This window comes from Rubellimicrobium roseum (assembly GCF_006152145.1).
In the GTDB taxonomy this organism is placed as follows: domain Bacteria; phylum Pseudomonadota; class Alphaproteobacteria; order Rhodobacterales; family Rhodobacteraceae; genus Rubellimicrobium; species Rubellimicrobium roseum.
The window spans coordinates 41,447-64,737 of the sequence record NZ_VDFV01000015.1 but is presented as its reverse complement, the minus strand read 5'-3'; the positions used below and the strand labels follow the sequence as shown (position 1 = coordinate 64,737).

The following is a 23,291-nucleotide window of genomic DNA, read 5'->3' as shown; positions in this document are numbered from 1 at the left end:
GGCTCCTGACGGATGCTTCGCGTCAGGGAGGAGCGCCCGGCGGCGGGCGCGTCCGAAACCCGGAACCGGGGGGCTTCATGCGGGACGCCGGATCGCCGATGGACTGGCCGCAGGATGACGCGGACGACGTCCTGCCGATCGTGGCCTCTCTGGTCGGCGGCGGCACCCCCTTCGCGCTGGCGACGATCTTCGCCGCCGACGGCGGGCCCCGGCCGGTGGGCTCGCAGATGGCGGTCACGGCCGACCGCGCCTGGGGATTCGTCTCGGGCGGCTGCGTGGAGGCCGACGTCGCCCGCCACGCGCGCGAGACGCTGGCGACCGGGGTCCCCCGTCGCATCGCCTATGGCCGCGGCAGCCCCTTCTTCGACATCCGCCTGCCCTGCGGCGGCCGGATCGACCTTCTGGTCGAGCCGCTGCGACCCGACGACCCGGCCGCGCTCGCTCTGGCCGAGGCCGCCCGCGACCGGCGCACGCTGCGCTACCTGAGCCGGGGCGACCGCCGCCGGGTCCAGCCGCCCGAGGCGCCCGTCGCGGGCGACTGGACCGTCGATCGCCTGCACGAGCCCGGCCAGAGACTCGTGGTGGTGGGCGGCGACCCGTTCGCCCTGGCCATCGCCTCGGCCGGCCTCCACCAGGGCTGGGAGGTCGCGCTGGTCCGGCCCGGCGGCCCGCCCGGCCCTCCTCCCCTGCCCCTGGACTACCGGACCGATCCGCCCGGCCCCGCCCTCCGGGACCTCGCGCCGGACGCCTGGACCGCGATCGCCATCGCGACCCATGACGCCGACCTCGACCAGGCGGCGCTCCTGGCCGCCCTGCGCTCGGAGGCGGGCTATGTCGGGGTCCTGGGCTCGCGCCGCCGTCTGGAGCTGCGCCGCGCCCGGCTTCTCGACGCGGGGCTCGGGCCCGCCGACCTCGCCCGGCTCCGGGCGCCGATCGGCCTGCCGATCCTGGCGCGGAGCCCGCGCGAGATCGCGGTGGCCGTGATCGCCGAGATCATCGAGCGCCGTCCCCCGCCCGTCATCGCCCGGCCCAGGGCCGAGGCCGCCGGCGCCGAAGGGTGACCGGCTTCCACGCGCTGCTCCTGGCCGCCGGCGCGGGCTCGCGCTTCGGCGGGCGCAAGCTCCTCGCGCCCTGGGACGGCGAGCCCCTGGTGCGGGCCAGCGCGCGCCGCGCGCTCGCGGCCCCCGTGGACGGCGTGATCGCCGTCACCGGCTGCGACGCCCCCGAGGTCGAAGCGGCGCTGGCGGACCTGACCGACGCCCGCCTGCGCATCGCGCGCGCCCCCGACTGGGCGCAGGGGCTTTCGGCCTCCCTCCGCCGGGGCCTGCTTGCGCTGCCCCCGGACTGCCGGGGCGTCGTGGTCTTCCTGGGCGACATGCCCCGGGTGCCGGTCGGGGCCGCCGCCCGGCTGCTCGATGCGCTGTCCGCCGGAGCCCCGGCGGCGGAGATCCTCTGCGACGGCCGGCCCGCGCATCCCGTGGCCTATGCCGCCGCCCTTTTCCCCGAGCTTCTGACGCTGCGGGGCGACACGGGCGGACGCCGCCTCCTGCGGGACCGGCCGGGGGTGGCGCGGATCGCGACCAAAGACCCGGGCGCGGTCTTCGACGTCGACCGGGCGGAGGACCTCGCCGCCCGGAACAATGACGCCAAGCGCCGGAGATTTTCCTCGCCGGAGTGAACGGACGGCGTATGCTGTGGCAAAACGAAGCACGCAGGGAGGACAGCAATGCCACGTATCATCGTGAACGGCACTCCACATGACGTGGACGCGGAACCCGACACGCCGCTTCTGTGGGTCCTGCGCGAACAGCTCGGCCTGACCGGCACCAAGTACGGCTGCGGCATCGCGGCCTGCGGCGCCTGCACCGTGCATATCGGCGGCATGGCGACGCGTTCCTGCCAGGTCCAGTTCCAGGACATCGCGCCCGAGGACGAGATCACCACCATCGAGGGCCTGTCGCCCGACCGGACGCACCCGGTCCAGCAGGCCTGGCTGGAGATCGACGTGCCCCAGTGCGGCTACTGCCAGTCCGGGCAGATCATGGCGGCGGCGGCGCTCCTGGCCGCCAACCCGAACCCGACGGACGAGGACATCGCGGCCGAGATGACGAACCTCTGCCGCTGCGGCACCTACAACCGGATCCGCGCGGGCATCAAGCGCGCGGCCGAGCTGCTGTAAGGGAGGGACGCATGACACGGCATTTCAGCCTATCGCGCCGCGGCTTCCTCGCGAGCCTCGCGGCGGGCGGCCTTTCGCTGGGCTTCCGCATTCCCACCGCCGCCGCGCAGGACGCGGCCGCCGTGCCCGAGATCAACGCCTGGGTCGTCATCCGGCCCGACGACACGGTGGTGATCCGCGTGGCCCGCATCGAGATGGGCCAGGGCACGCTCACCGGCCTCGCGCAGCTCGTGGCCGAGGAACTGGACGCCGACTGGGAGAAGGTCACCTGGGACTACCCGACGCCGGGCCAGAACGTCGCGCGCGACCGGGTCTGGGGCGAGTTCGGGACCTACGGCAGCCAGGGTATCCGCGCCTCGCAGCAGTATGTCCGCGAAGGTGGCGCGGCCGCGCGCGCCATGCTGCTGCAGGCGGCCGCCAACCGCTGGGGCGTCGATCCCGGGACGCTTACGGTGTCCAAGGGCGTCATCTCGGGCCCCGACGGCCAGACCCTGCGCTACGGGGAACTGGCCGCCGAGGCGGCGCAGGTCGAGGTGCCGGCGCAGGTCCAGCTCAAGGACCCCTCCACCTGGACCATCGCCGGAAAGCCGGTGAAGCGGCTCGACACCCTGGGCAAGCTCGACGGCAGCCAGGTCTACGCCATCGACACCCGGATGCCGGAGATGGTGAACGCCGCGATCCGGCAGGCGCCGGTCCTGGGCTCCAAGCTCGCCAGCTTCGACGCGAGCGCGGTGACGGGGATGCCCGGCGTCCAGAAGGTCGTGCAGGTGGACGACAACGCGGTGGCCGTGGTCGCGGACACCTGGTGGCGGGCCAAGACGGCGCTCGACGCCCTGCCCGTCGAGTGGACCGACAGCGAGCACGCCAACCTGTCGATGGCCGAGATCCACGCCATGCTGGACGAGGGGCTGCGCGCCGGGCAGGCCTTCGTGGGCACGCAGGCGGGCGACGTGCAGGCGGCCATCCAGGGCGCCGCGCAGGTGGTCGAGGCCGAATACTACTTCCCCTGGCAGCATCACGCGACCATGGAGCCCATGAACGCCACGGCGCGGGTCACGGCCGACCGCTGCGAGGTCTGGATCGCCACCCAGGACGCCGAGGCGGTGCTGGCCGTCGTCTCCGAGGCCTCGGGCCTGCCCATCCCGCAATGCGAGGTCTACCGCGCGCATCTGGGCGGCGGCTTCGGCCGGCGCGCCAGCTCGCACGAATACGCGCGGCAGGCGGTGCTCCTCGCCAAGGAGATGCCCGGCACGCCGGTCAAGCTCATCTGGAGCCGCGAGGAGGACATGATCCACGGCACCTTCCATCCGATCACCAAGGCGCGGATGGTGGGGGCGCTGGACGCGGACGGAAACCTGACGGGCCTGCACATGCGGATCTCGGGCCAGTCGATCCTGGCCACGCTGCTCCCCTTCATGCTGGACGAGGGCAAGGACCCCTTCACCTTCCAGGGCCTGAACGCCGAGGAGGGCGAGGGCCAGTTCGGCTACACGGTCCCCAACCTCCTCATCGACCACGCCATGCGCAACCCGCCGGTGCGTCCGGGCTTCTGGCGGGGGGTGAACAACAACCAGAACGCCTTCTACCTGGAAAGCTTCATGGACGAGCTGGCGCACGCCGCTGGGCGCGACCCGCTCGAGTTCCGCCGGGCGCACATGGCGAACCATCCGCGCCACCTCGCGGTGCTGGAGGCCGCCGCCCAGGGGATCGGCTGGGACACGCCCCCGCCCGAGGGCCGATTCCGTGGCCTGTCGCAGCACATGGGCTACGGCAGCTACGTCGCCGCCGCCGCCGAGGTGTCCGTGGACGACCGCGGGCAGCTCACCATCCACCGGATCGTGGCGGCGACGGACCCGGGGACCGTGGTCAACCCGCAGCAGATCGAGGCCCAGGTCGAGGGGTCCTTCGCGATGGGCCTGAGCGCGGCGCTCCACGGCGAGATCACCGTCGAGGGCGGGCGCGTCCAGCAGGAGAACTTCGACACCTACCCCGTCCTCACCATGTGGGAGATGCCGGCGGTCGAAAGCCTGATCCGGCCTTCGGGCGGGTTCTGGGGCGGCGTGGGCGAGCCCACGATCTTCGTGGCCGCCCCCGCCGTCCTCAACGCAGTCTTCGCCGCGACGGGCACGCGGGTCCGCCAGCTCCCGCTCGACGGCACCAGCCTCAGGACCTGAGGCGGCGGGCCGGCGGCTCCGGCCGCCCGCCCGATCCCAGGGAGCGAACCCTCATGCGAGCCTTCGCCATCGCCCTCGCGGGCTTGGCCACCTCGGCCCCGGCCCAGGAGGCGCCCTCCGGCGCGCTGTCCTGCACCGGCTGCCATGCCTTGGGCGCCGAGGCGGCGATGCCGCTCGGCGGCCGTTCCGCCGAGGAGATCGCCGCCGCCCTCGCCGCCTACCGCGAGGGGACGCGCGAGGCCACGGTGATGGACCGCATCGCCCGCGGCTTCACCGCCGAGGAATCGCAGGCCATCGCCCAATGGCTGGCTGACCATGCGGCGAAGGAGTGAGCCCATGCGCCTGACGCGGCGACGCCTTCTCGCCACCGGCGGCCCCGCGCTCGCCCTCCCGTTCCTGGGCCGAGAGGCCCGCGCGCAGGGGACCGGCCGGGTCGTGGTCGTCGGCGGCGGATTCGGCGGGGCGACTGCGGCGCGCGCCCTTGCCGCGCTGGGCCACGAGGTCACGCTGGTCGAGCGCCAGCCCACCTACTGGACCTGTCCCTTCAGCAACGCGGTGCTGGCGGGCCTGAGCCCCATGGAGGCCATCGCCTTCGGCTACGACGCCCTCCGCGCCGGGGGCCTGACAGTGGTCGAGGGCGAGGCGCAGGGCATCGACCCCGAGCGCCGCGAGGTCCGCCTCGGGGATGGCGCCCTGCCCTACGACCGGCTGGTGCTCTCGCCCGGCATCGACCTGCGTTTCGACGCCCTGCCCGGCTATGACGAGGCGGCGGCCGAGGTCATGCCGCACGCCTGGAAGGCCGGCCCGCAGACCGAGCTTCTCCGGCGCCAGATCGAGGCCATGGAGGACGGCGGCGTGGTTGCCATCGCCGTGCCCGAGAACCCCTTCCGCTGCCCGCCCGGCCCCTACGAGCGCGCGAGCCTGATCGCCCATTATCTCAAGGCCCAAAAGCCCCGGTCCAAGATCCTGATCCTCGACGCCAAGGACGCCTTCTCCAAGCGCCCGCTCTTCGAGGAGGCCTGGGCCGCGCTCTATCCCGGCCTGATCGAATGGGTGCCCGTGTCGCTGGGCGGCAAGGTCGTGGGCGTGGACCCCGGCACGATGACGCTTCGGACCGACTTCGCCGAGCACCGCGTCGCGGTGGCCAACGTCATCCCGCCCCAGCGCGCGGGCACTATCGCCACCGCCGCCGAGGTGGCCGACGCCACCGGCTGGTGCCCGGTCAGCCCCGAGACCTTCGAATCCGCGCTGGTGCCCGGCATCCACGTCATCGGCGACGCCTGCCTGGCCGGCGCCATGCCCAAGTCGGCCTTTTCCGCCAACGCGCAAGCCAAGGTCGCGGCGCAGGCCATCGACGCGCTCCTGCGCGGCGGCACGCCCGGCCCTTCCAAGCTCATCAACACCTGCTACAGCCTCGCCGCGCCCGACTACGGCTTCACAGTCGCGGGCGTCTACCAGCCCTCCGACGGCGCGCTGGCCGAGGTCGAGGGCGCGGGTGGCACGAGCCCCCTGGGCGCCCCTGCCGCCGTCCGCGCCGCCGAGGCCGATTACGCCCGCGCCTGGTACGGCACGATCACGGCCGAGGCCTTCGGCTGAGATGCGACGGCTCGCCCTGGCCCCCGCGCTGGCCCTCGCCTTCGCGGTGCCCGCCATGGCGCAGGGCCTGCCCGAGCCGCTCACCGCCGCGCCGGGCGACCCCGCGCGCGGGCGCGCTCTCGTCCTCGACCAGCAGAGGAGCCTCTGCACCCTCTGCCACGCCGGGCTCGTGCCCCAAGTGCCGTTCCCCGGCGATCTCGGCCCCGACCTGACCGGCGTGGGCGACCGCCTCACCCTGCCCGAGCTGCGCCTGCGGCTCGTGGATAGCCGCGCGGTCAACCCGGACACGATCATGCCGCCCTTCCACAGCCTCGACGGCCTGTCACGGGTGGGCGCCCGCTGGCAGGGCGCTACGATCCTGTCGGCGCAGGAGGTCGAGAACGTCGCGGCCTTCCTCGCCACCCTGAAAGGAGGTTCGGAATGACCCATTGTCCCTCGCGCCGGACCGTGGTGAGGCTGGCGCTCGCCGCGCCGCTCGCGCTGCGACTCTCGCCCGCCGCCGCCACGCCCGAGGCCTTTCGCGCCGCGCTCGACGACTTCACGGGCGGCGCCCCCATGACCGAGGGGCGCGTCACGCTCGACGTGCCGCTCCTTGTGGAGAACGGCAACGCGGTGCCGCTCAAGGTCTCGGTCGAAAGCCCCATGACCGCCGAGGACTTCGTGGAGGAGGTCGCCATCTTCAACGAGCTGAACCCCCGGCCCGACGTGATCCGCTTCCACTTCACGCCGCGCTCGGGGCGGGCCGCAGCCGAGACGCGCATCCGGCTCAACGGCACGCAGAACGTCCACGCCGTCGCGCGGATGAGCGATGGCTCCCTCTGGTCCGCCGTGACGGACGTCATCGTCACGGCCCCCGCCTGCGCGGAGAGCTGACATGGTGGCCATGGTCAACATCCCCGAGACCGCCGCCCCCGGCGACATCGTCGAGGTCAAGATCCTCATCTCGCATCCCATGGAGACGGGCTTCCGCACCGGCGCGGACGGCAACCTCGTGCCGCGCGACATCATCCACGAGCTGCGCTGCCTCTACGCCGGCGAGGAGGTGTTCCGCGCCGAGATCTTCCCGGCCATCGCCGCGAACCCGTTCCTGGGCTTCTTCCTGCGCGCCACCGAGACCGCCGAGGTGGAGCTTCTCTGGACCGACGAGGCCGGGCAGGAGCACAGCGAGCGCCGCACGCTGACCGTCGGATGATCCTCCGCGCCGCGCTTCTGGCCGGGGGGCTGGCCACGGCCGCCGCGGCCGAGGACCGGCGGACGGGCTACGAGATGATGAGCCCCGAGCTGCGCGCGATGCAGGACGACGAGATGTCGAATCCGGGAATGCTCTGGGTGGCCGAGGGCGCCGCCCTGTGGGAGGCCCCCGAAGGGCCCGCAGGCCGGTCCTGCGCCGGCTGCCACGGCGAGGCGGCGCAAAGCATGGCCGGCGTCGCCGCGCGCTATCCCGCCTGGGACGAGGCCTCCGGGGCTCCGGTCGATCTTTCGGGCCGGATCGCGCTCTGCCGGACGCGGCATCAGGGCGCCGAGGCGCTGGAGCACGAGAGCCGCCCGCTCCTCGCGCTCGCCGCCTATGTGGCGCGGCAGTCGGACGGCCGCCCCATCGCGCCGGACCCCGACCCCCGGCTCGACCCTTGGCGCGAGACGGGCCGGGTGCTTTTCACGGCCCGGATGGGCCAGCTCAACCTCGCCTGCGCCAACTGCCACGACGACCATGCGGGCGGACGGCTCGGCGCGGCCCCGATCCCCGAGGCCCATCCCACCGGCTACCCCCAGTACCGGCTCCAGTGGGAGGAGATGGGCGGCCTCCACCGGCGCTTCGGCAACTGCCTGACGGGCATCCGGGCCAAGCCCTTCGCGGCGGGCTCCCCCGACTACGTGGCGCTCGAGCTCTACCTCATGTCGCGCGCCGCGGGCCTTCCTCTGGAGGCCCCGGCCGTCCGGCCCTGAGGCCCCCGCGCCGCGCTTTGCCTTTGACATCGGCCGGGCCAGGGCGTAGGGGCGGCGCTTGGCCTCGACGTTCCGGGGCGTGGCGGGCGCCGGACGGCCCGGCCGCGACGGGGGACAGGACGGCCCCCATCGGGTGCGCGCACCCCCTGCTTGGCGACAACCATGACCCAACTCGATCTGGCCGCGCCCCTGGCCGCGGCGCTGGCCACCAAGGGCTATGCCAGCCTGACCCCCGTCCAGGAATCCGTCCTGGCCCCCGAGGCGGAGGGCCGCGACCTCCTCGTGTCGGCCCAGACCGGCTCGGGCAAGACGGTGGCCTTCGGCCTGGCCGTCGCGCCTGAGATCCTGGCCGGCGCCGACCGCCTGTCCCCCGCCGAGGCGCCGGTGGCGCTCGTCATCGCGCCCACCCGCGAACTGGCGCTGCAGGTCGCGCGCGAGCTGGGGTGGCTCTATGGCGAGGCCGGGGCGCAGGTCGCGACCTGCGTGGGCGGCATGGACATCCGCAACGAGCGCCGCGCCCTGGAGCGCGGACCCCACATCGTCGTGGGGACGCCGGGCCGCCTTCGCGACCACATCGAGCGCGGCAGCCTCGACCTCGCGGGCCTCCGGGCCGCCGTGCTGGACGAGGCCGACGAGATGCTGGACCTCGGCTTCCGCGAGGACCTCGAGTTCATCCTGGGCGCCGCGCCCGCCGACCGCCGGACGCTGATGTTCTCGGCCACCGTGCCCCGCGCCATCGAGGAGCTGGCCAAGACGCTCCAGCGGGACGCGCTGCGCCTCCAGACCGCCGGCGAGGCGCGCCAGCACGTCGACATCGAATACCGCGCCCTCAGCGTGGCGGTGCGCGACCGCGAGCCCGCGATCTTCAACCTCCTGCGCCTCCACGACGCGCAGACCGCGATCGTCTTCTGCAAGACGCGGGCCAACGTGAACCACCTGCTCGCGCGGATGGGCAACCGCGGCTTCCAGGTCGTGGCGCTGTCGGGCGAGCTGAGCCAGGCCGAGCGCACCCACGCGCTCCAGGCCCTGCGCGACGGCCGCGCCCGGGTCTGCATCGCCACGGACGTGGCGGCGCGCGGCATCGACCTGCCGGGGCTGGAGCTGGTGATCCACGCGGACCTGCCGACGAACTCGGAGACCCTGCTGCACCGCTCGGGCCGCACGGGCCGGGCCGGGGCCAAGGGCGTCTCGGCGCTGATCGTCACGCCCGCCGAGTTCAAGAAGGCCCAGCGCCTGCTGCAGGGCGCCCGCGTCGTGGCCGAATGGGGCAGCGCCCCCTCGGCCGACGAGGTGAAGGCCCGCGACGACGCCCGCATCCTCGAACACCCCGCCCTGGCCGCCGAGCCCGAGGACGAGGCCGCGCTGGCGGCCCTGCTGCTCGACCGCCACGGGGCCGAGCGCGTGGCCGCCGCCTTCGTGCGGCTCTGGCGCGAGGGCCGCTCCGCCCCCGAGGAGCTGTCGGACGCCGCTGCCCCGGGCCGCCCGGCCCCGCGCGAGCGCGCGGCCTTCGGCGACTCGGTCTGGTTCTCGCTGGCGGTGGGCCGGTCGGGCCGCGCCGAGGCGCGCTGGCTGCTGCCCAAGGTCTGCGAGGCGGGCGGCATCACCAAGGCCGCCATCGGCGCAATCCGCGTGCAGGAGGACGAGACCTTCGTCCAGATCGCCGCCGCCTCGGCCTCCCGCTTCCCCGAGGGCGTCGAGGTCGTCTCCGGCGTCGCCATGCGGCGGCTCGAAGGCGAGCCCGTGCTGGAGCGCGCCGAGCGCCCCGCCCCGTGGAAGGGCCGCCCGGCGCACGGGTCGCGTCCGCCCCGGGACGCGGAGCCGCGCGCCATCGACGCCCAGCGGCCCGAAGCGACCCCGGCGACGGCGGCCCCTGCGGCCGAGCCGTCCGTCGAGCGTCAGGAGCCCCGCAGCACGCCGGCCCGCGAGCGGACCGACTCCCCCAGGGCCGGGCGGTCCCGTGAGGACGCCGCTGACACGGCGGCCGACAAGCCCCGCTGGAAGACCGGCAAGCGGCCCCCCGAGAAGGCCGCCCCCCGGACGCCGGGGGTCCGGGCGCGCGACACGCAGGACCGGAGCGCCGTGAGGCCGGCCAAGGCCCCCGCCACGTCCCGCGGCCCCAAGCCCGGCCCGGCCCGGCCCGGCGGCAAGCGCGTCCTCAAGCCGAAGGCGCCCCGGCGCTGACCGGGACGGGGGCGACCCGGCCTTCGGAACGCCCTCCCGGCGCCTCGCGTGGTCCGGGGCTCGCCGGTCTTCGAACCGGCGCCCCGCCCCCGCCGGACGCCTCGCCGGTCCCCATCCGCGCCATCGCGGGAGGGATCGGCGCCCGCACGGGCCGCTCCGCCCGTCCCTTGCCCTCGGCCACGCTTTCCCTCTTTCTGGGATCATGAGCACCCCGCCTGCCCCCGCCGCCATCCGCGCGCCTGGACCGCGTCCACCCGAGCCCGCCGGGGGCTGGCCGCCTCGTTCGGGAGGGCCGCGCCCTGGCTGACCGGCCCGACCTCCCGAACCTCGCGCCGGGCGCCTTCGAGCGGCCGGACCCTGCCCGGCTCTCGGCGGCGCCCCCCGCCCATCCGCCGCGCCTTCTCCTGCTCTACGGCTCGCTGCGCGAACGGTCCTACAGCCGCTTCCTGACCTTCGAGGCGCAGCGCCTTCTGGAGGCCATGGGGGCCGAGACGCGGATCTATCACGCGAACGGGCTGCCGCTGCCCGACGACGCTCCGGCCGATCACCCCAAGGTCGCCGAGCTGCGGGAGGCCATGCTCTGGTCCGAAGGCCAGGTCTGGACCAGCCCCGAGCGGCACGGCGCGATGTCGGCGGTGATGAAGGCGCAGATCGACTGGATCCCGCTGCCCGGAGGCGCGATCCGGCCCACCCAAGGGCGCACGCTCGCGCTCATGCAGGTCTCGGGCGGCTCGCAGAGCTTCAACGCCGTGAACCAGATGCGGGTGCTGGGCCGCTGGATGCGGATGATCACCATCCCCAACCAGTCCTCGGTGGCCAAGGCCTGGCAGGAGTTCGACGAGGAGGGGCGCATGAGGCCTTCGGCCTTCTACGACCGCGTCGTGGACGTGATGGAGGAGCTGGTGAAGTTCACGCTCCTGACCCGCGGCCTGTCCGACCACCTCACCGACCGCTACAGCGAGCGCAAGGAGGCGGCGGCCGCGCTCGCGGCGCGGGTCGGTCTCGATCGCCTCTGACGCCGGGCGGCGCGACGGCCGGCTGTCACGGAACGGCGACACAACCGTGCCAGAATGGAGCCCGACGGGGGCCGCCGGGCGGGCCGGCGCCCGGGCCGCCACGACGAAGGTCTCCGCATGATGCACCTGCACAATCCGGCCAGCCGGGCTCACCTCGACGACCTCCGCGACCGGCTGCTCGGCGCGCTCGGCGAAGGCCCTGTCCCTGGACTCGACGAGGCCGAGGCGCGCGCGCGGGTGGAGCGGCTCGTGGACCTGGTGCAGGCCATGGACGAGGGCCGGATCACGGCGAAGGACGCGCTGGAGGCCTACGGCTTCATCCGCATCCCGGGCTTCAGCCTGGGGCGGTGGCTGGTCGAGATGGTGGACGAGGGCGTCTACCTCGACGAGCTCCTTGACGAAGCCGCCTGAGGTCCGTGGACCTTCGGGCCCCCTCCGCGCGCCTTCGGACCCCGCGCCGCCCGGGGCGGGCCCGCCCGGCTGTCACGCCCCCGTTTCGGTCGTCCCGCATCCTGGCGCCGCACAGGTCCGGGGGACGATCCATGTGGAACGCGCTGTGGCGCCGCCTTCGCCGGGGCGCCGGTCACCGACCCGGCCCCGTCTTCGCGCTCGCCGCCCGGGGGCGCCCGCCCGGAGCGGCGGAGGACGCCCCGGCGGGCGGCGCGGGCTGGATCCTGCGCTGAGCGCCCGTCAGGCCACGCGCTCGCCCTCGCACCAGACGCCGCGCGGCACCGGATGACCGGCCACCTCGCCCACCCGCAGCAGGTCCGCCCGGGCCCCGACCTCGATCCGGCCCCGGTCCTGGAGGCCCGCCGCCCGCGCCGGCGCGGCGCTCACGCAGGCCCAGGCCCGCGCGAGGTCCCCGTGCCAGAGCCGCGCCAGCGCGAAGGCCGAGGCCAGCAGCGCCGAGGGCACGTAGTCCGACGACACCACGTCCAGAAGCCCCGCCTCGGCCAGCTCGGCCGCCGCGACGTTGCCCGAATGCGAGCCGCCCCGGATCAGGTTCGGCGCCCCCATCATCACGGCGATCCCGTGGTCGCGGCAGGCGCTGGCCGCCTCGCGCGTGGTCGGGAATTCGGCAAGCCGCGCACCCAAAGCCGCCGAGGCCGCGACCTGCGCCTCGTCCGTGTCGTCGTGGCTGGCCAGCACCGCGCCCAGCCGGCGGGCCGCCTGCACCGCGCCCGCCTCGTGCCGCGCGCCCACCCGGTCGCGCAGCGCCCGGCTCGCCTGGATATGGGCCTGGAACTCCTCCTCGGAGAGGCCCTGCTTGCCGATGACATAGGCCCGCAGCTTGTCGACGTCGCGGAACTGGCGCTGCCCCGGCGTGTGGTCCATCAGGCTCAGGAGGCCCACGCCGTCGTTCGGCCCGAATTCCGACAGCTCCTCCAGCAGCGTCTCCGAGCAGACCTCGGCGCGCAGGTGGAGGCGGTGGTCGATCCGCAGCGCCCCCTCGCGCCGCAGCGCCAGGATCTCGGTCGCCACGCCGCGGGCGTAGCGCGTCTCGGCCGCGGGCCCTCCGGACAGCACCACCCCCACCCGCAGCGCGTCGAAGACGGTGGTGATCCCCGCCCCCGCCAGTTCCGCGTCATGCGCGAGGATCGCCGCCGCGTGCGGCCAGTCCACGCGGGGGCGCGGCTCGATGTGCCATTCGAGGTTGTCGGTGTGCAGCTCGACGAAGCCCGGTCCCACCAGGTCCCCCCGGCAGTCCACCGCCCCGCCCGGCACGCGGTCCCCTTCCTCGACCGCGACGATCCGGCCCCGCTCCACGGCGACCGATCCCCGCATCACCCGGTCGGGCAGCACCAGCCGGGCATTGGCGAGCACGAGCCCGCGTGTCACATCCGCCGCGTCCGCGGCATCGGCGAAGGAAAGGTCGAGCGTCATGTCATCCGTCCGTCATGCAATCTACTGGGTGCCCGAAGGCGATCTGGCCGACTGGGGCGCGCGCTGGCTCGGCTGGGACCCCAGGGCAGGACGCGAGCGGCCCCACCCCGATCCGGCCCTCGGGGCCCTCACCGAGGAGCCGCGCCGCTACGGACTCCACGCCACGCTGAAGGCCCCCTTCCGCCTGACCGAGGGGCACGCCGAGGCCGACCTCGAACAGGCGATCGCCGCGCTCGCCGCCCGCCTGGCCCCGGCGCAGGCCCCGGGCCTCGTCCTCGCCCGCATCGGCCGCTTCCTCGCCCTCGTGCCCGAGGGCGACACGGGCCCCATCGACGCGCTGGCCGCCGCCTGCGTGACCGGGCTCGACGCCTTCCGCGCGGCCCTCACCGACGCCGACCTTGCCCGCCGCCGCGCGGCCGGGCTCGACCCGCAGGAAGAGTCGCATCTTCTCCGCTGGGGCTACCCGCATGTCCTCGACCGCTTCCGCTTCCACGTCACGCTGACCGGCCCCCTGGACGAGGCGCAGGAGGAGGCCGCGCGCGCGCTCCTCGACCGTCACCCGCCGCCGCTGCCCCGACCCTTCCGGCTGGCGGCGCTGGGCCACGTCGTGCAGGGCCCGGACGGCCGCTTCCGCCTGCGCCACCGCTACGCCCTTTCCGGCTGAAGGGCGGCCACCGCGCGCGCGAGCGTGTCCTCCAGCGGGCCGTCGTTGCGGATCGTGACGGCGGTCCAGGGGCCGTCGGGCACCTCCAGGTCGGCCCGCCCGAGCCGCGCCCGGATGGCCTCCGCCTCTTCGCGCCCGCGCCCCGCCAGCCGCTCGGCCAGGACCTCGGGGCTGGCCGTCAGGTTCAGGACCAGCAGGCGCGGGAACACGAGCGCCGCCTCGGGCAGCGCCCCTCGCGACAGGTTGGCCACCGCGTCCTGTCCCCCCGCGACGCGCGCCTCCACCTCGGCGCGCAGCCCGTAGCGCAGCCCGTGCGCCGCCCAGTGCAGGCAGAAGGCCCCGTCGCGGCGCATGCGCTCGAAGACCTCGGCGCTCACGCTGTCGAAGCGCTCCCCCGCGCCGGGCGGGCGGGTGATCGTGCGCCGCACCCGGTGGAACCAGGGCCTCGCGCCGCACAGCGCGTCGATCAGGCTGTCCTTGCCCACGCCCGAAGGCCCCACCACGGCGACCAGCCGCCCGCTCACCGCGCGAACCCCGTCACGTCCACCTCGCGGTCGCAGACCTCCGCCCGCGCCTCGGCGTCGTGGAAGATGCCCAGGATCGCCGCCCCCCGCGCCTTGGCCTCATGGATGAGGTCCAGCACCACCCGCCGGTTCACCGGGTCGAGGCTCGCCGTAGGCTCGTCGAGCAGGAGCGCCGGAGTGGGATTCACGAAGCCCCGCGCGATGTTCACGCGCTGCTGCTCCCCGCCCGAGAAGGTCGTGGGCGACAGCGCCCACAGCGCCTCGGGCAGGTTGAGCCGGGACAGCAGCGCCGCCGCCCGCGCCCGCGCCTCGTCGGGGGCGACGCCCACGTTCCGCAGCGGCTCGGCCACCACGTCGAGCGTGGGCACGCGCGGGATCACGCGCAGGAACTGGCTGACCCAGCCCAGCGTCTCGCGCCGCAAGGCCAGGATCTCGCGCGGGGCGGCCCGCGCCACGTCGAGCCCCCCCACGAGGATGCGGCCCCCGTCCGTGCGGTAGTTGCCCTGCACCATGCGCATCAGCGTGGACTTGCCCGCGCCCGACCGGCCCACCAGCGCCACGCATTCGCCCGGCTCCACCGACAGCGACGCCCCGCGCATCACCGCGATCCGGGCCCCGCCCTGCGTGTGGAGCGTGAAGGTCTTGGAGACATCCTCGACACGGATCATGGTCACACCTGCAGGACGGAGGAGACGAGAAGCTGGGTGTAGGGATGGCGCGGATCGTCGAGCACCTGATCGGTCAGCCCCTCCTCGACCACGCGCCCGTCCTTCATCACCATGATCCGGTGCGCGAGCAGCCGCACCACGGCCAGATCGTGCGTCACCACCACCGCCGACAGCCCCATGTCGCGCACGAGGCCGCGCAGCAGGTCCAGAAGGCGTGCCTGCACGCTCACGTCCAGCCCCCCCGTGGGCTCGTCCATGAAGACGAGTCTCGGGCCGGTCACGAGGTTCCGCGCGATCTGGAGCCGCTGCTGCATCCCGCCCGAAAAGGTCCGGGGCCGGTCGTCGATGCGCGCGGGGTCGATCTCGACCCGCCGCAGCCAGTCTGTCGCCCGCGCGCGAATGTCGCCATAGTGGCGCGCGCCCACGGCCATGAGCCGCTCGCCCACGTTGGCGCCCGCGCTCACCCCCATGCGCAGCCCGTCGCGCGGGTTCTGCCGGACGAAGGCCCAGTCGGTGCGCGCGAGCCACCGCCGCTCGGGCTCGCCCATCCGCAGCACGTCGCGCGGGCCGTCCGCGCGGGTGTCGAAGATCACCTCGCCCGCGTCGGGCTCCAGAAGCCCCGCAAGGCAGTTGAGCAGCGTGGACTTGCCCGAGCCCGACTCGCCCACGATCCCCATGACCTCGCCGGGCCAGAGGTCGAAGGACACCTCCGCGCAGCCCAGGCTGCGCCCGTAGGATTTGGTCAGCCCCCTGACCTCCAGGAGCGGCGTCATGCGGCCTCCCCGCGCCGGGTGGCGCAGAAGTCGGTGTCCGAGCAGACGAACATCCGCCCGCCCGCGTCGTCGGTGATGACCTCGTCGAGGTAGCTCCCCGTCGCCCCGCAGAGCGCGCAGGGATGATCGGCCTTGCTCGCCTCGAAGGGATGGTCCTCGAAATCGAGGCTCTCCACGCGGCAATGCGGCGGCAGGGCATAGATCCGCTGCTCGCGCCCCGCGCCGAAAAGCTGGATCGCCTCGCTTTTCAGCCGGGGGTTGTCGAACTTCGGGATGGGCGACGGGTCCATGACGTACCGCCCCTCGACCTTCACCGGATAGGCGTAGGAGGTGGCGATGCGTCCGTGCCGCGCGATGTCCTCATAGAGCTTGACGTGCATGAGCCCGTAGTCCTCCAGCGCGTGCATCCGCCGCGTCTCGGTCTCGCGCGGCTCCAGGAACCGCAGCGGCTCGGGGATCGGCACCTGATAGACGAGCACCTGCCCTTCGCGCAGCGGCGTCTCGGGAATGCGGTGGCGGGTCTGAATGACGGTGGCCTCGGCCGTGCGGGTCGTCGTCGCCACCCCGGCCGTCTTCTCGAAGAAGCGGCGGATCGAGACGGCGTTGGTCGTGTCGTCCGCCCCCTGGTCGATGACCTTCATCACGTCCTCCGGCGTCAGGATCGCCGCCGAGACCTGCACACCCCCCGTCCCCCAGCCATAGGGCATGGGCATCTCGCGGCTGGCGAAGGGCACCTGATACCCCGGCACCGCCAGCGCCTTGAGGATCGCGCGGCGGATCATCCGCTTGGTGTCCTCGTCGAGATAGGCGAAGTTGTAGTCCGTCATTCCGCCGCCTCCCGCGTCGCACCCTCGGCCGCCTCGCGCCGCAGGCGCCGGACCAGCTCCAGTTCGGACTGGAAATCCACGTAATGCGGCAGCTTGATGTGTTCGAGGAAGCCCGTCGCCTGCACGTTGTCGCAATGGCTCAGCACGAACTCCTCGTCCTGCGCCGGCGCCCCCACGAAGTCCTCGCCCAGCTCCCGCCAGCGCAGCGCGCGGTCCACCAGCGACATGGCCAGCGCCTTGCGCTCCGTCCGCCCCAGCGTCAGCCCGTAGCCGCGCGTGAACTGCGGCGGCTCGGTCCGGCTCCCCGCGAACTGGTTCACCGTCTCGCACTCGGTCAGCACCACCTCGCCCAGCGCGATGGCGAAACCCAGCTCGGGCACCTCCACCTCGACCGTCACTGTCCCGGTGCGCAGCTCGCCCACGAAGGCGTGCGTCCGCCCGTAGCCCCGCTGCGTGGAATAGGCCAACCCCAGCAGGAATCCCTCGTCCCCCCGCGCCAGCGCCTGGAGCCGCAGCGCCCGGTCGGCGGGCAACTCCAGGGGCTCCCGCGTCAGGTCCGGCACCGGGCCCTCTCCCTCCGCCTCCCGCTGGATCAGCCCCTCGCGGTCCAGCACCGCCACCACGTGCGGCACGGGCCCCGGCTCCGCCGTCCGCTCCCGCGCGGGGGGCACCTCCCCCTCGGCCATCAGCGCGAAATCCAGAAGCCGGTGCGTGTAGTCGAAGGTCGGCCCCAGCACCTGCCCGCCCGGCAGGTCTTTGAAGGTCGCCGACACGCGTCGGTCGCAGAGCATCGCGCCCGTGTCCACCGGCACGGATGCCCCGAACCGGGGCAGCGTCGTCCGGTAGGCGCGGAGGAGGAACACCGCCTCGATCAGGTCCCCCCGCGCCTGCTTGATCGCCAGCGCCGCGAGGTCCGGGTCCCAGAGCGACCCTTCCGCCATCACCCGGTCCACGGCCAGCGTCATCTGCTCGCGGATCTGTGCGACCGTCAGCTCCGGCACGCGGGCGTCGCCCCGCCGCTCCTCGGCCAGCCACCCATGCGCCGCGTCGATCGCCGCCTCGCCCCCCTTGACCGCCACGTACATCAGCCGATCCTCGTCGAACGCGGCAGCGCCGCGAGGCGGTGCCCATGGGTCAGGAACAGGTCCACCCCCAGCGGGAAGCGCGCCGCGTTCGCGACCAGCGGCTCCACCGGCGCGGGAAGCGACAGCCACGTCTCGCCCCGGATTCCCGGCCCCGTCAGCCGCGCGCCGTCGGCGGCCAGCCGCGGCACTTCCACGATCAGCGTGGCCGAGCGGTCCGGGTAGTCCGGCGTCCCCTGCGCGAACCGCCCCAGCGGCCGCAGCGCCGCCCAGTCCCCCACCGCGAAGGCCGCCCGCTCCGCCGCGACCAGCGGTGCCCCGGCATGGAAGGCCACCCAGTCCCGCACGGCCGGAACATCCCAGCCGCCCGCCAGATGCAGCGGCGTGGACGGATCGCAGAGCGTCAGGATCAGCACCCCGGCGGCGGGCGACAGCGGCCCCGGCGGCGCCGCGCCCGCCACCTCGCGGATCGTGCCCGGCCGCGCGAGGGCCTCCATGGCCGCGCGAAACGCGCGCGCCGAGTCGAGAGCCGGCGTGGCGAAGCCGCCCGACAGCGCGTCCAGCCCGGTCATTGATCCTCCCCCCGCACCAGCGTGAAGAACTCCACCCGCGTCGCCGCCGCCTTCGCGGCCCGCGCCCGGCGCTGCGCCAGCGCCTCGCGCTCCAGCGGCTCCAGCACGGCCGCGCGCACCCGCGCCGCCGCCCCGGTCTGCATCAGCGCGTCCACCAGCGCGGCGGCCTCGCAGGCGGCCTTGTCGCGCCCCTGCACCCAGCCGTGCCCCACCGTCCCGCAGGACAGCCGCAGCGCCCCGCGCGTGGCCGTCATCTCGCCCAGGTGGAAGGCCGCGCCCGTGCCGCCCGCGCGGCCCCGGATCATCACGCTCCCGATCTCCGGGACCCGCAGCCAGGCAAAGGCGGGCCGGGGTCCCAGCGCCCCCACCAGTTCCATCAGCCGCGCCCCCGGCGCGCGGGCGCACAGGCCCATCCAGCCCGGCCGCTCCGCCACCGCCATCTGTCCGCTTCCATCCATCTGGACGGCCGCCTCCCGTTCTATACAACTAGACAGGTAACAGCCTCCTGTGACAACCCCATGACGACCCGCCCGCCCGAGCGACATCCCGACCCGGCCCGCGGCCTGCGCGGCGCTGTGGCCGAGGCCCTGCGCGGCGACCTCGCGGCGGGGCGCTTCCGACCCGGCGACCGGCTGCCCTCGGAATCCGACCTCGCCACCCGCTTCGGCGTCCATCGCCACACGGTACGAGAGGCGCTGGCCCGCCTCGCGCGCGAGGGGCTGGTGGCGACCCGGCGCGGCGCGGGCAGCTTCGTCCTTGCCCCCCCGGCCGACTATCCCATCGGTCCCCGCGTCCGCTTCTCCGAGAACATCCGCGCCTCCGGGCGCTTCCCCTCGCGCGCGGGCCTCACGCTCGTCACCCGCGCCGCCGACGCCCCCGAGGCCGAGGCGCTCCACCTTTTCCCCGGCGACCCGGTCCATGTCTGGGAGGGCACGGGCCTCGCGGACGGCGAGCCCGTGGCGCTCTTCCGCAGCGCCTTCCCAGCCGCGCGCTTCCCCGACCTGCCCGCCCATCTCGGCCGGGAGCCGTCGGTCACGGCGGCGCTCGCGGCCTCCGGGGTGCCCGACTACCGCCGTGCGACCACCCGCCTCGCGGCGGTGCTGGCGACGCCCGACCAGGCCGCGCGGCTGCGGCTGGCGCTCCCCGCCGCGCTCCTGCGCTCCACCCATGTCAACGCCGACCCCAAGGGGAACCCGGTCGAGTTCGGCAGCACCTGGTTCGGGGGCGACCGGGTCGCGCTGGTGCTGGCCGAGGAGGGCGCGGCCTGATCCGGCGAATCTGGGGCGCATACCACAGTGCCCCGGGGTGTTGCGCGGATCGGGAAGGGACCGTTCGGTGGTCGAAGGAACCGTTAACCCCTGTCCGGCAGGCTGGGCCCATCGACGCCCTCGAAGGACCGCCCATGCCGCCCCACGCCCGCCCGACCTCGCCCGCTCCCCGCGCCGCCTCAGCCGCCGTGCTTCTCCAGGAAGGCCTCGGCGCGGAGCGTGCGGAAGTCGGGCAGCGCCGCGCGCAGCCGCTCATGGCTCCAGTCCCACCACGCCAGCGCCATCAGGCGCTCGGCGATGCGGCGCGGCTGGCGGTCCCGGATGACGCGCGCCGGCACCCCGGCGACGATGACGTAGGGCTCCACGTCCCGCGTCACGACCGCCCCGGCGGCCACCACCGCGCCGTGGCCCACCGTCACCTCGGGCTTCACCACGGCGCTGTGGCCGATCCAGGTGTCGTGGCCGATCCGCGCGGTGCGCGACCGCCGCTGCGCGAAGAAGTCGGGATCGTCCTCCGCGTCCGCCCAGTACTTCGACGAACGGTAGAGGAAATGATGGAGCGACGCCGTCCGCAGCGGATGGTCCGTGGGCCCGATCCGCACGAAGGCCGCGATGTTGCCGAAGCGGCCGATCTCGGCATGGGCGATGTCGCAGAAGCGGTCGCAGTAGGAATAGTCCCCCATCGCGACATGGAGGAGGCGCGTTCCCTCCCCCACCTCGGTGAAGCGCCCCAGCCGGCTCTCGCGGACCTCGCAGTTCGGGCCGATGACTGGACCCTCGGCGTCGAGCATCCCTCAGACCTCCCGCCCGCGGATGATGCGGCGGCGCACCCGGCCCGACACCGCGTCGAGCGCGAAGACCATCAGGAGGATCAGCACCACGTAGTAGGTCACGTCCTCCCAGTCCTTGCCCGTCTGCATCGCCTGGGTGAGCAGCAGCCCGATCCCGCCCCCCGTGATCGCCCCGATGATGGTCGAGCTGCGGACGTTCGATTCGAACATGTAGAGCACCTGGCTCGCCAGGATCGGCACGAGCTGCGGGATCGCCCCGAAGCGCCACCGCAGGAGCGGGCTCGCCCCCGTGGAGGCCACGCCCTCCACCTGTCGCCCGTCCATGTTCTCGACGGCCTCCGAGAAGAGCTTCCCGAAGGTTCCCATGTCGGTCAGGACGATGGCCAGCGTGCCCGTCAGCGGCCCCGGCCCGAAGGCGCGCGAGAGGGCGATGGTCCAGATCAGCGCGTCCACCCCGCGCACGAAGTCGAAGACCCGCCGCACCCCGAATCGCAGCGCCCGCACGGGCGTCACGTTGCGCGCCGCGAGGAACGCGAGCGGCAGGGCCAGCGCGGCCGCGCCCACGGTGCCGAGAAAGGCCATCAGCATCGTCTCGCCCAGCGCCCAGGCCACGTCGCCGTGCCGCCAGAGCGGATTGCCCCAGAAATCCTCCCAGGCCCCCGAAAGGTTCGGCCGCTCGGGGTCGATCCGGGGCCCGAAGAGGATCTCGGGCAGCAGATGGCCGTGATAGGGGCTGTCGAGCGTGAACCAGAACATCGCCCAGCCCGGCAGGGTCCGCATGACCTCGGCCTTGTTCCGCGTGACCGCGAGCCGCCCCGCCTCGGTGGTGACCGCAACGCGCGTGTCGCTCGCGCTCACCCAGTCGGGGACCGGCCCGGAAAGGTCCGAGGTCACCTTTCCGTCCACGACGCGGATCGTCAGCGGAGACTCGCCCGGCTGGGCGTAGGTCACCGCGCCGTCAGCGGCGAAGGTGACGGAATGGCCGTCGGGCAGGTCCACCACGGTCGCGCCGTCCCCGGCGCGCACCCAGCCCGGCCAGCGCTCCGGGGCGTAGGTGCCCCGCCGGTCGCCGTCGATGGCCACCCGGACCTCGCCCGAGCGGTTGTCGCGGGTGACGTGGGTCCGATGGCTCCAGCTGTCCGCGAGAAGGATCGCCGCGTTGTCGAGCCGCGCCCGCTGCGCGAGCCCCGCCACGTCGAAGGCCACGACGACATAGGCCAGATAGGCAAGCAGCAGCACGGGCAACGACAGGGCAACGAGGCGCCGGCGGCGCATGGCGCGCAGCACGGCAGGCAGCGGCGAGGGTTGGGCGAGCGCGGTCACAGGACGGCTCCCTGCACGAGGCGGCGGCGCAGCCGCGCGCTGGTCTGGTCGATGGCGACGATGGTGACGAAGAGCAGAAGGAAGATCGCCGCCGCCACGTCGAAGCGGCCCTGCCCGAAGGTCATGGCGTTCCTCAGGTCGTATCCGATGCCCCCCGCCCCCACGAAGCCCAGGATGGCCGAAGCGCGGACGTTGATCTCGAAGCGCAGCAGCGCATACGACAGCCAGTTCGGCGCCACCTGCGGCACCACGGCCAAGGCCATGCGCTGTCCCCAGGTCGCGCCGGTGGAGGCCAGCCCCTCGACGGGCCGCAGGTCCACCGCCTCGGTCACCTCGGAGAAGAGCTTGCCCAGGGCGCCCGCCGTATGGAGCGCGATCGCGATCATCGCCGGCACCGGCCCGCCGCCCAGCACGAAGATGAGCACGAGCGCGATCACCACGTCCGGCACGGCGCGCAGGACGTCCGTCAGGCGCCGGAAGATCCAGATCCCGCCCGGCCAGGGGGCGAGGCCCCGGGTGCAGAGCAGCGACAGGACGAGCCCGGCCAAGGCCCCGGCCAGGGTGGCGACGGCGGCGATGTTGATGGTCTCGACCAGGGAGGGAACATGATCCCAGATCAGGCGCGGCAGGTCGGCCCGCCGCTCCCAGGCCTCCGCCACGAGGCTGGCCGGGAAGTCGAGAAGCTGCGGCAGCCCGTCGAGGAAACCGCCGGCGCTGCGTTCCTCCACCACGCGCCAGCCGGCGACGAGGCTGGCCAGGAACAGCGCGAGGAGGACGCCGCCCAGAAGGCGGCGCCGACGGGTCAGCGCGAGATAGGCCTCGGCGGCGGCCGGCGGGGGAAGGGAGCTGTCGGTCATGGCATGGAGGACGCGGGCCCCCTCGCGGGACCCGCGCCCGTCACCGGCTCAGTTCGCGGCGATTTCGGCTTCGCGGATCGCGATGATCGTCTCGTAGGCGTCGTGCGTCACCGGCGAGAAGCCCGCCGTCTCGCCCGCCGCCACGCCATAGGCGCACTCCTGGTCGGTGGTGACGAGGTTCCGGACGAGATCGGTCATCGTGGCCTTCACCTCGGCCGGCAGGTCCTTGCGCAGCACCACCGGGCCCTCGGGGATCGGCTCCGAGCGCCAGATCTCCACGAGGTCGTTCATGTCCACGAGGCCCGCGTCGGCGGCCTTGCGCAGCGCGCCCGAGTTGTAGCCTTCGGCCCAGTCGCCCAAGCCGTCGGCCCAGGTCACGCCCGCGTCCACGTCGCCGTTCGCGACGGCGAGGATCGTCTGCTCGTGCCCGCCGGTGAAGACGACGTCGCCGAAGTATTCGCCCGGCACCATCGAGTAGCCCTGCGCGGGGATCTCCACGAGCGGGATCAGATAGCCCGAGGTCGAGTTCGGGTCGCCGAAGCCGAAGCGCTTGCCTTCCATGTCGGCCAGCGACGCGACGCCCGAGTCGGCCCGCGCGATGCCGATGGAATGGTAGGTGAACGACCCGTCGAGGTTGGTCTTGACCAGCACCGGCTCGACCGCGTCGGGGTTGTCGACGTAGACGGCCGCATAGGACGAGGCGCCCAGCCACGCCATGTCGAGCGTGCCGCCCAGCAGGCCCTGGATCACGCCGTTGTAGTCGGCGGGCGCGAATAGCGAGACCGGCACGCCCAGCGCTTCCTCGGCATAGCCCTTCAGGCACTCGTTGGAGGCGAGGCGGTCCTGCGCGTTCTCGCCGCCCAGAAGGCCGATGCGGAACTCGGTGATGGGGGCGGCGTCCTGCGCCATCGCCATGGGGGCGGCCGCGGCACCGGCAAGCAGGAGGGCGATCGTCGTCTTCATGAGAG

Annotated in this window: 28 protein-coding genes; 16 read left to right on the top strand and 12 right to left on the bottom strand. The window is 74.1% G+C overall.

Translation table 11 applies throughout. The features are described 5' to 3' along the window. Positions 1-77 precede the first annotated feature (77 nt). From FHG71_RS12190 to FHG71_RS23550, 14 genes are all read left to right on the top strand, one after another. Entirely contained in the window at positions 78-1,061 is a 984-nt protein-coding gene (locus FHG71_RS12190) for an XdhC family protein (RefSeq protein WP_139081961.1), read from the top strand. Then, complete coding sequence (locus FHG71_RS12185) at positions 1,058-1,678, top strand: nucleotidyltransferase family protein (RefSeq protein WP_139081960.1); 621 nt, start codon at positions 1,058-1,060, stop codon at positions 1,676-1,678. The genes FHG71_RS12190 and FHG71_RS12185 overlap by 4 nt, the downstream gene beginning before the upstream one ends. 48 nt (positions 1,679-1,726) lie before the next feature. Further along, positions 1,727-2,179 carry a (2Fe-2S)-binding protein gene (locus tag FHG71_RS12180; protein ID WP_139081959.1) on the top strand — a complete coding sequence of 151 codons (453 nt, stop codon included), beginning with the start codon at positions 1,727-1,729 and terminating at the stop codon, positions 2,177-2,179. Between the two features lie 11 nt (positions 2,180-2,190). After that, complete coding sequence (locus FHG71_RS12175) at positions 2,191-4,353, top strand: xanthine dehydrogenase family protein molybdopterin-binding subunit (protein ID WP_139081958.1); 2,163 nt, start codon at positions 2,191-2,193, stop codon at positions 4,351-4,353. 53 nt (positions 4,354-4,406) lie between these two features. Continuing rightward, positions 4,407-4,685 carry a c-type cytochrome gene (locus FHG71_RS12170; RefSeq protein WP_139081957.1) on the top strand — a complete coding sequence of 93 codons (279 nt, stop codon included), beginning with the start codon at positions 4,407-4,409 and terminating at the stop codon, positions 4,683-4,685. Between the two features lie 4 nt (positions 4,686-4,689). After that, the gene (locus FHG71_RS12165) at positions 4,690-5,949 is read left to right on the top strand and encodes an NAD(P)/FAD-dependent oxidoreductase (RefSeq protein WP_139081956.1); all 1,260 of its coding nucleotides are present in this window, start codon (positions 4,690-4,692) and stop codon (positions 5,947-5,949) included. Between the two features lies 1 nt (position 5,950). Then, positions 5,951-6,373, top strand: coding sequence for a sulfur oxidation c-type cytochrome SoxX (gene soxX / locus FHG71_RS12160; protein ID WP_139081955.1), 423 nt, complete (start codon positions 5,951-5,953; stop codon positions 6,371-6,373). Beyond that, on the top strand, positions 6,370-6,822 hold the full coding sequence (locus tag FHG71_RS12155) for a SoxY-related AACIE arm protein (protein WP_139081954.1): 453 nt from the start codon (positions 6,370-6,372) through the stop codon (positions 6,820-6,822). Before soxX ends, FHG71_RS12155 begins: the two co-directional genes overlap by 4 nt. A gap of 1 nt (position 6,823) precedes the next feature. Further along, complete coding sequence (soxZ, locus tag FHG71_RS12150) at positions 6,824-7,141, top strand: thiosulfate oxidation carrier complex protein SoxZ (RefSeq protein ID WP_139081953.1); 318 nt, start codon at positions 6,824-6,826, stop codon at positions 7,139-7,141. After that, positions 7,138-7,893 (top strand): sulfur oxidation c-type cytochrome SoxA, encoded by a 756-nt coding sequence (gene soxA / locus FHG71_RS12145; RefSeq protein ID WP_139081952.1) that lies wholly within the window; start codon positions 7,138-7,140, stop codon positions 7,891-7,893. The genes soxZ and soxA overlap by 4 nt, the downstream gene beginning before the upstream one ends. 162 nt (positions 7,894-8,055) lie before the next feature. Beyond that, complete coding sequence (locus tag FHG71_RS12140; RefSeq protein ID WP_139081951.1) at positions 8,056-10,074, top strand: DEAD/DEAH box helicase; 2,019 nt, start codon at positions 8,056-8,058, stop codon at positions 10,072-10,074. A gap of 299 nt (positions 10,075-10,373) precedes the next feature. After that, entirely contained in the window at positions 10,374-11,090 is a 717-nt protein-coding gene (gene arsH / locus FHG71_RS12135) for an arsenical resistance protein ArsH (protein WP_139081950.1), read from the top strand. A 117-nt stretch (positions 11,091-11,207) separates the two neighbouring features. After that, positions 11,208-11,501 (top strand): hypothetical protein, encoded by a 294-nt coding sequence (locus tag FHG71_RS12130; RefSeq protein WP_139081949.1) that lies wholly within the window; start codon positions 11,208-11,210, stop codon positions 11,499-11,501. A 131-nt stretch (positions 11,502-11,632) separates the two neighbouring features. Further along, on the top strand, positions 11,633-11,773 hold the full coding sequence (locus FHG71_RS23550; protein WP_176559402.1) for a hypothetical protein: 141 nt from the start codon (positions 11,633-11,635) through the stop codon (positions 11,771-11,773). Positions 11,774-11,780: 7 nt separating this feature from the next. Here the strand turns inward: FHG71_RS23550 and FHG71_RS12125 are convergent, their stop codons facing one another. Beyond that, entirely contained in the window at positions 11,781-12,974 is a 1,194-nt protein-coding gene (locus FHG71_RS12125; RefSeq protein ID WP_139081948.1) for an alpha-D-ribose 1-methylphosphonate 5-triphosphate diphosphatase, read from the bottom strand. On the opposite strand from FHG71_RS12125, the gene FHG71_RS12120 reads away from it, so the two are divergent. Further along, a complete protein-coding gene (locus FHG71_RS12120; RefSeq protein WP_139081947.1) occupies positions 12,973-13,638 on the top strand; it encodes a DUF1045 domain-containing protein in 666 nt (221 codons plus the stop codon). The two genes, FHG71_RS12125 and FHG71_RS12120, sit on opposite strands and share 2 nt — an antisense overlap. Here FHG71_RS12120 and phnN read toward each other — a convergent pair. Genes phnN through phnG form a run of 7 tightly spaced genes read right to left on the bottom strand, consistent with a single transcriptional unit; the run spans position 13,620 to position 18,542 of the window. Continuing rightward, entirely contained in the window at positions 13,620-14,162 is a 543-nt protein-coding gene (gene phnN / locus FHG71_RS12115; RefSeq protein ID WP_139081946.1) for a phosphonate metabolism protein/1,5-bisphosphokinase (PRPP-forming) PhnN, read from the bottom strand. The two genes, FHG71_RS12120 and phnN, sit on opposite strands and share 19 nt — an antisense overlap. After that, positions 14,159-14,830, bottom strand: a complete 672-nt coding sequence (phnL, locus tag FHG71_RS12110; RefSeq protein ID WP_139081945.1) for a phosphonate C-P lyase system protein PhnL — start codon at positions 14,828-14,830, stop codon at positions 14,159-14,161. The genes phnN and phnL overlap by 4 nt, the downstream gene beginning before the upstream one ends. A gap of 2 nt (positions 14,831-14,832) precedes the next feature. After that, positions 14,833-15,603: a phosphonate C-P lyase system protein PhnK gene (gene phnK, locus FHG71_RS12105; protein WP_139081944.1), complete on the bottom strand. Its 771-nt coding sequence runs from the start codon at positions 15,601-15,603 to the stop codon at positions 14,833-14,835. After that, on the bottom strand, positions 15,600-16,430 hold the full coding sequence (locus FHG71_RS12100; protein WP_139081943.1) for an alpha-D-ribose 1-methylphosphonate 5-phosphate C-P-lyase PhnJ: 831 nt from the start codon (positions 16,428-16,430) through the stop codon (positions 15,600-15,602). Before FHG71_RS12100 ends, phnK begins: the two co-directional genes overlap by 4 nt. Continuing rightward, complete coding sequence (locus FHG71_RS12095) at positions 16,427-17,515, bottom strand: carbon-phosphorus lyase complex subunit (protein WP_139081942.1); 1,089 nt, start codon at positions 17,513-17,515, stop codon at positions 16,427-16,429. The genes FHG71_RS12100 and FHG71_RS12095 overlap by 4 nt, the downstream gene beginning before the upstream one ends. Beyond that, a complete protein-coding gene (phnH, locus tag FHG71_RS12090; protein ID WP_139081941.1) occupies positions 17,515-18,084 on the bottom strand; it encodes a phosphonate C-P lyase system protein PhnH in 570 nt (189 codons plus the stop codon). The genes FHG71_RS12095 and phnH overlap by 1 nt, the downstream gene beginning before the upstream one ends. Beyond that, positions 18,081-18,542: a phosphonate C-P lyase system protein PhnG gene (phnG, locus tag FHG71_RS12085; RefSeq protein ID WP_246045435.1), complete on the bottom strand. Its 462-nt coding sequence runs from the start codon at positions 18,540-18,542 to the stop codon at positions 18,081-18,083. Before phnG ends, phnH begins: the two co-directional genes overlap by 4 nt. A 60-nt stretch (positions 18,543-18,602) precedes the next feature. Here phnG and phnF point away from each other — a divergent pair, with 60 nt between their 5' ends. After that, positions 18,603-19,352 carry a phosphonate metabolism transcriptional regulator PhnF gene (phnF, locus tag FHG71_RS12080; RefSeq protein ID WP_139081940.1) on the top strand — a complete coding sequence of 250 codons (750 nt, stop codon included), beginning with the start codon at positions 18,603-18,605 and terminating at the stop codon, positions 19,350-19,352. Positions 19,353-19,531: 179 nt separating this feature from the next. On the opposite strand, the gene FHG71_RS12075 is transcribed toward phnF, so the two are convergent. Genes FHG71_RS12075 through phnD form a run of 4 tightly spaced genes read right to left on the bottom strand, consistent with a single transcriptional unit; the run spans position 19,532 to position 23,286 of the window. Beyond that, positions 19,532-20,143: an LbetaH domain-containing protein gene (locus tag FHG71_RS12075; RefSeq protein WP_139081939.1), complete on the bottom strand. Its 612-nt coding sequence runs from the start codon at positions 20,141-20,143 to the stop codon at positions 19,532-19,534. A gap of 3 nt (positions 20,144-20,146) precedes the next feature. Then, on the bottom strand, positions 20,147-21,418 hold the full coding sequence (gene phnE, locus FHG71_RS12070) for a phosphonate ABC transporter, permease protein PhnE (RefSeq protein WP_139081977.1): 1,272 nt from the start codon (positions 21,416-21,418) through the stop codon (positions 20,147-20,149). A gap of 44 nt (positions 21,419-21,462) precedes the next feature. Further along, entirely contained in the window at positions 21,463-22,323 is an 861-nt protein-coding gene (gene phnE, locus FHG71_RS12065) for a phosphonate ABC transporter, permease protein PhnE (RefSeq protein ID WP_139081938.1), read from the bottom strand. 48 nt (positions 22,324-22,371) lie between these two features. After that, on the bottom strand, positions 22,372-23,286 hold the full coding sequence (gene phnD / locus FHG71_RS12060) for a phosphonate ABC transporter substrate-binding protein (protein WP_139081937.1): 915 nt from the start codon (positions 23,284-23,286) through the stop codon (positions 22,372-22,374). Positions 23,287-23,291: the final 5 nt, after the last annotated feature.

Coding starts and splice junctions, on each gene's coding strand:
- soxX (WP_139081955.1), top strand. CDS start 5,951: ATGCGACGGCTCGCCCTGGCCCCCGCGCTGGCCCTCGCCTTCGCGGTG.
- FHG71_RS12180 (WP_139081959.1), top strand. CDS start 1,727: ATGCCACGTATCATCGTGAACGGCACTCCACATGACGTGGACGCGGAA.
- FHG71_RS12130 (WP_139081949.1), top strand. CDS start 11,208: ATGATGCACCTGCACAATCCGGCCAGCCGGGCTCACCTCGACGACCTC.
- phnE (WP_139081938.1), bottom strand. CDS start 22,323: ATGACCGACAGCTCCCTTCCCCCGCCGGCCGCCGCCGAGGCCTATCTC.
- FHG71_RS12125 (WP_139081948.1), bottom strand. CDS start 12,974: ATGACGCTCGACCTTTCCTTCGCCGATGCCGCGGACGCGGCGGATGTG.
- phnE (WP_139081977.1), bottom strand. CDS start 21,418: ATGCGCCGCCGGCGCCTCGTTGCCCTGTCGTTGCCCGTGCTGCTGCTT.
- FHG71_RS12165 (WP_139081956.1), top strand. CDS start 4,690: ATGCGCCTGACGCGGCGACGCCTTCTCGCCACCGGCGGCCCCGCGCTC.
- FHG71_RS12140 (WP_139081951.1), top strand. CDS start 8,056: ATGACCCAACTCGATCTGGCCGCGCCCCTGGCCGCGGCGCTGGCCACC.
- FHG71_RS12155 (WP_139081954.1), top strand. CDS start 6,370: ATGACCCATTGTCCCTCGCGCCGGACCGTGGTGAGGCTGGCGCTCGCC.
- phnL (WP_139081945.1), bottom strand. CDS start 14,830: ATGATCCGTGTCGAGGATGTCTCCAAGACCTTCACGCTCCACACGCAG.
- FHG71_RS12075 (WP_139081939.1), bottom strand. CDS start 20,143: ATGCTCGACGCCGAGGGTCCAGTCATCGGCCCGAACTGCGAGGTCCGC.
- FHG71_RS23550 (WP_176559402.1), top strand. CDS start 11,633: ATGTGGAACGCGCTGTGGCGCCGCCTTCGCCGGGGCGCCGGTCACCGA.
- soxZ (WP_139081953.1), top strand. CDS start 6,824: ATGGTGGCCATGGTCAACATCCCCGAGACCGCCGCCCCCGGCGACATC.
- FHG71_RS12120 (WP_139081947.1), top strand. CDS start 12,973: ATGTCATCCGTCCGTCATGCAATCTACTGGGTGCCCGAAGGCGATCTG.
- FHG71_RS12170 (WP_139081957.1), top strand. CDS start 4,407: ATGCGAGCCTTCGCCATCGCCCTCGCGGGCTTGGCCACCTCGGCCCCG.
- FHG71_RS12190 (WP_139081961.1), top strand. CDS start 78: ATGCGGGACGCCGGATCGCCGATGGACTGGCCGCAGGATGACGCGGAC.
- phnK (WP_139081944.1), bottom strand. CDS start 15,603: ATGACGCCGCTCCTGGAGGTCAGGGGGCTGACCAAATCCTACGGGCGC.
- phnH (WP_139081941.1), bottom strand. CDS start 18,084: ATGACCGGGCTGGACGCGCTGTCGGGCGGCTTCGCCACGCCGGCTCTC.
- phnD (WP_139081937.1), bottom strand. CDS start 23,286: ATGAAGACGACGATCGCCCTCCTGCTTGCCGGTGCCGCGGCCGCCCCC.
- FHG71_RS12095 (WP_139081942.1), bottom strand. CDS start 17,515: ATGTACGTGGCGGTCAAGGGGGGCGAGGCGGCGATCGACGCGGCGCAT.
- phnG (WP_246045435.1), bottom strand. CDS start 18,542: ATGGATGGAAGCGGACAGATGGCGGTGGCGGAGCGGCCGGGCTGGATG.
- FHG71_RS12175 (WP_139081958.1), top strand. CDS start 2,191: ATGACACGGCATTTCAGCCTATCGCGCCGCGGCTTCCTCGCGAGCCTC.
- FHG71_RS12100 (WP_139081943.1), bottom strand. CDS start 16,430: ATGACGGACTACAACTTCGCCTATCTCGACGAGGACACCAAGCGGATG.
- phnF (WP_139081940.1), top strand. CDS start 18,603: ATGACGACCCGCCCGCCCGAGCGACATCCCGACCCGGCCCGCGGCCTG.
- soxA (WP_139081952.1), top strand. CDS start 7,138: ATGATCCTCCGCGCCGCGCTTCTGGCCGGGGGGCTGGCCACGGCCGCC.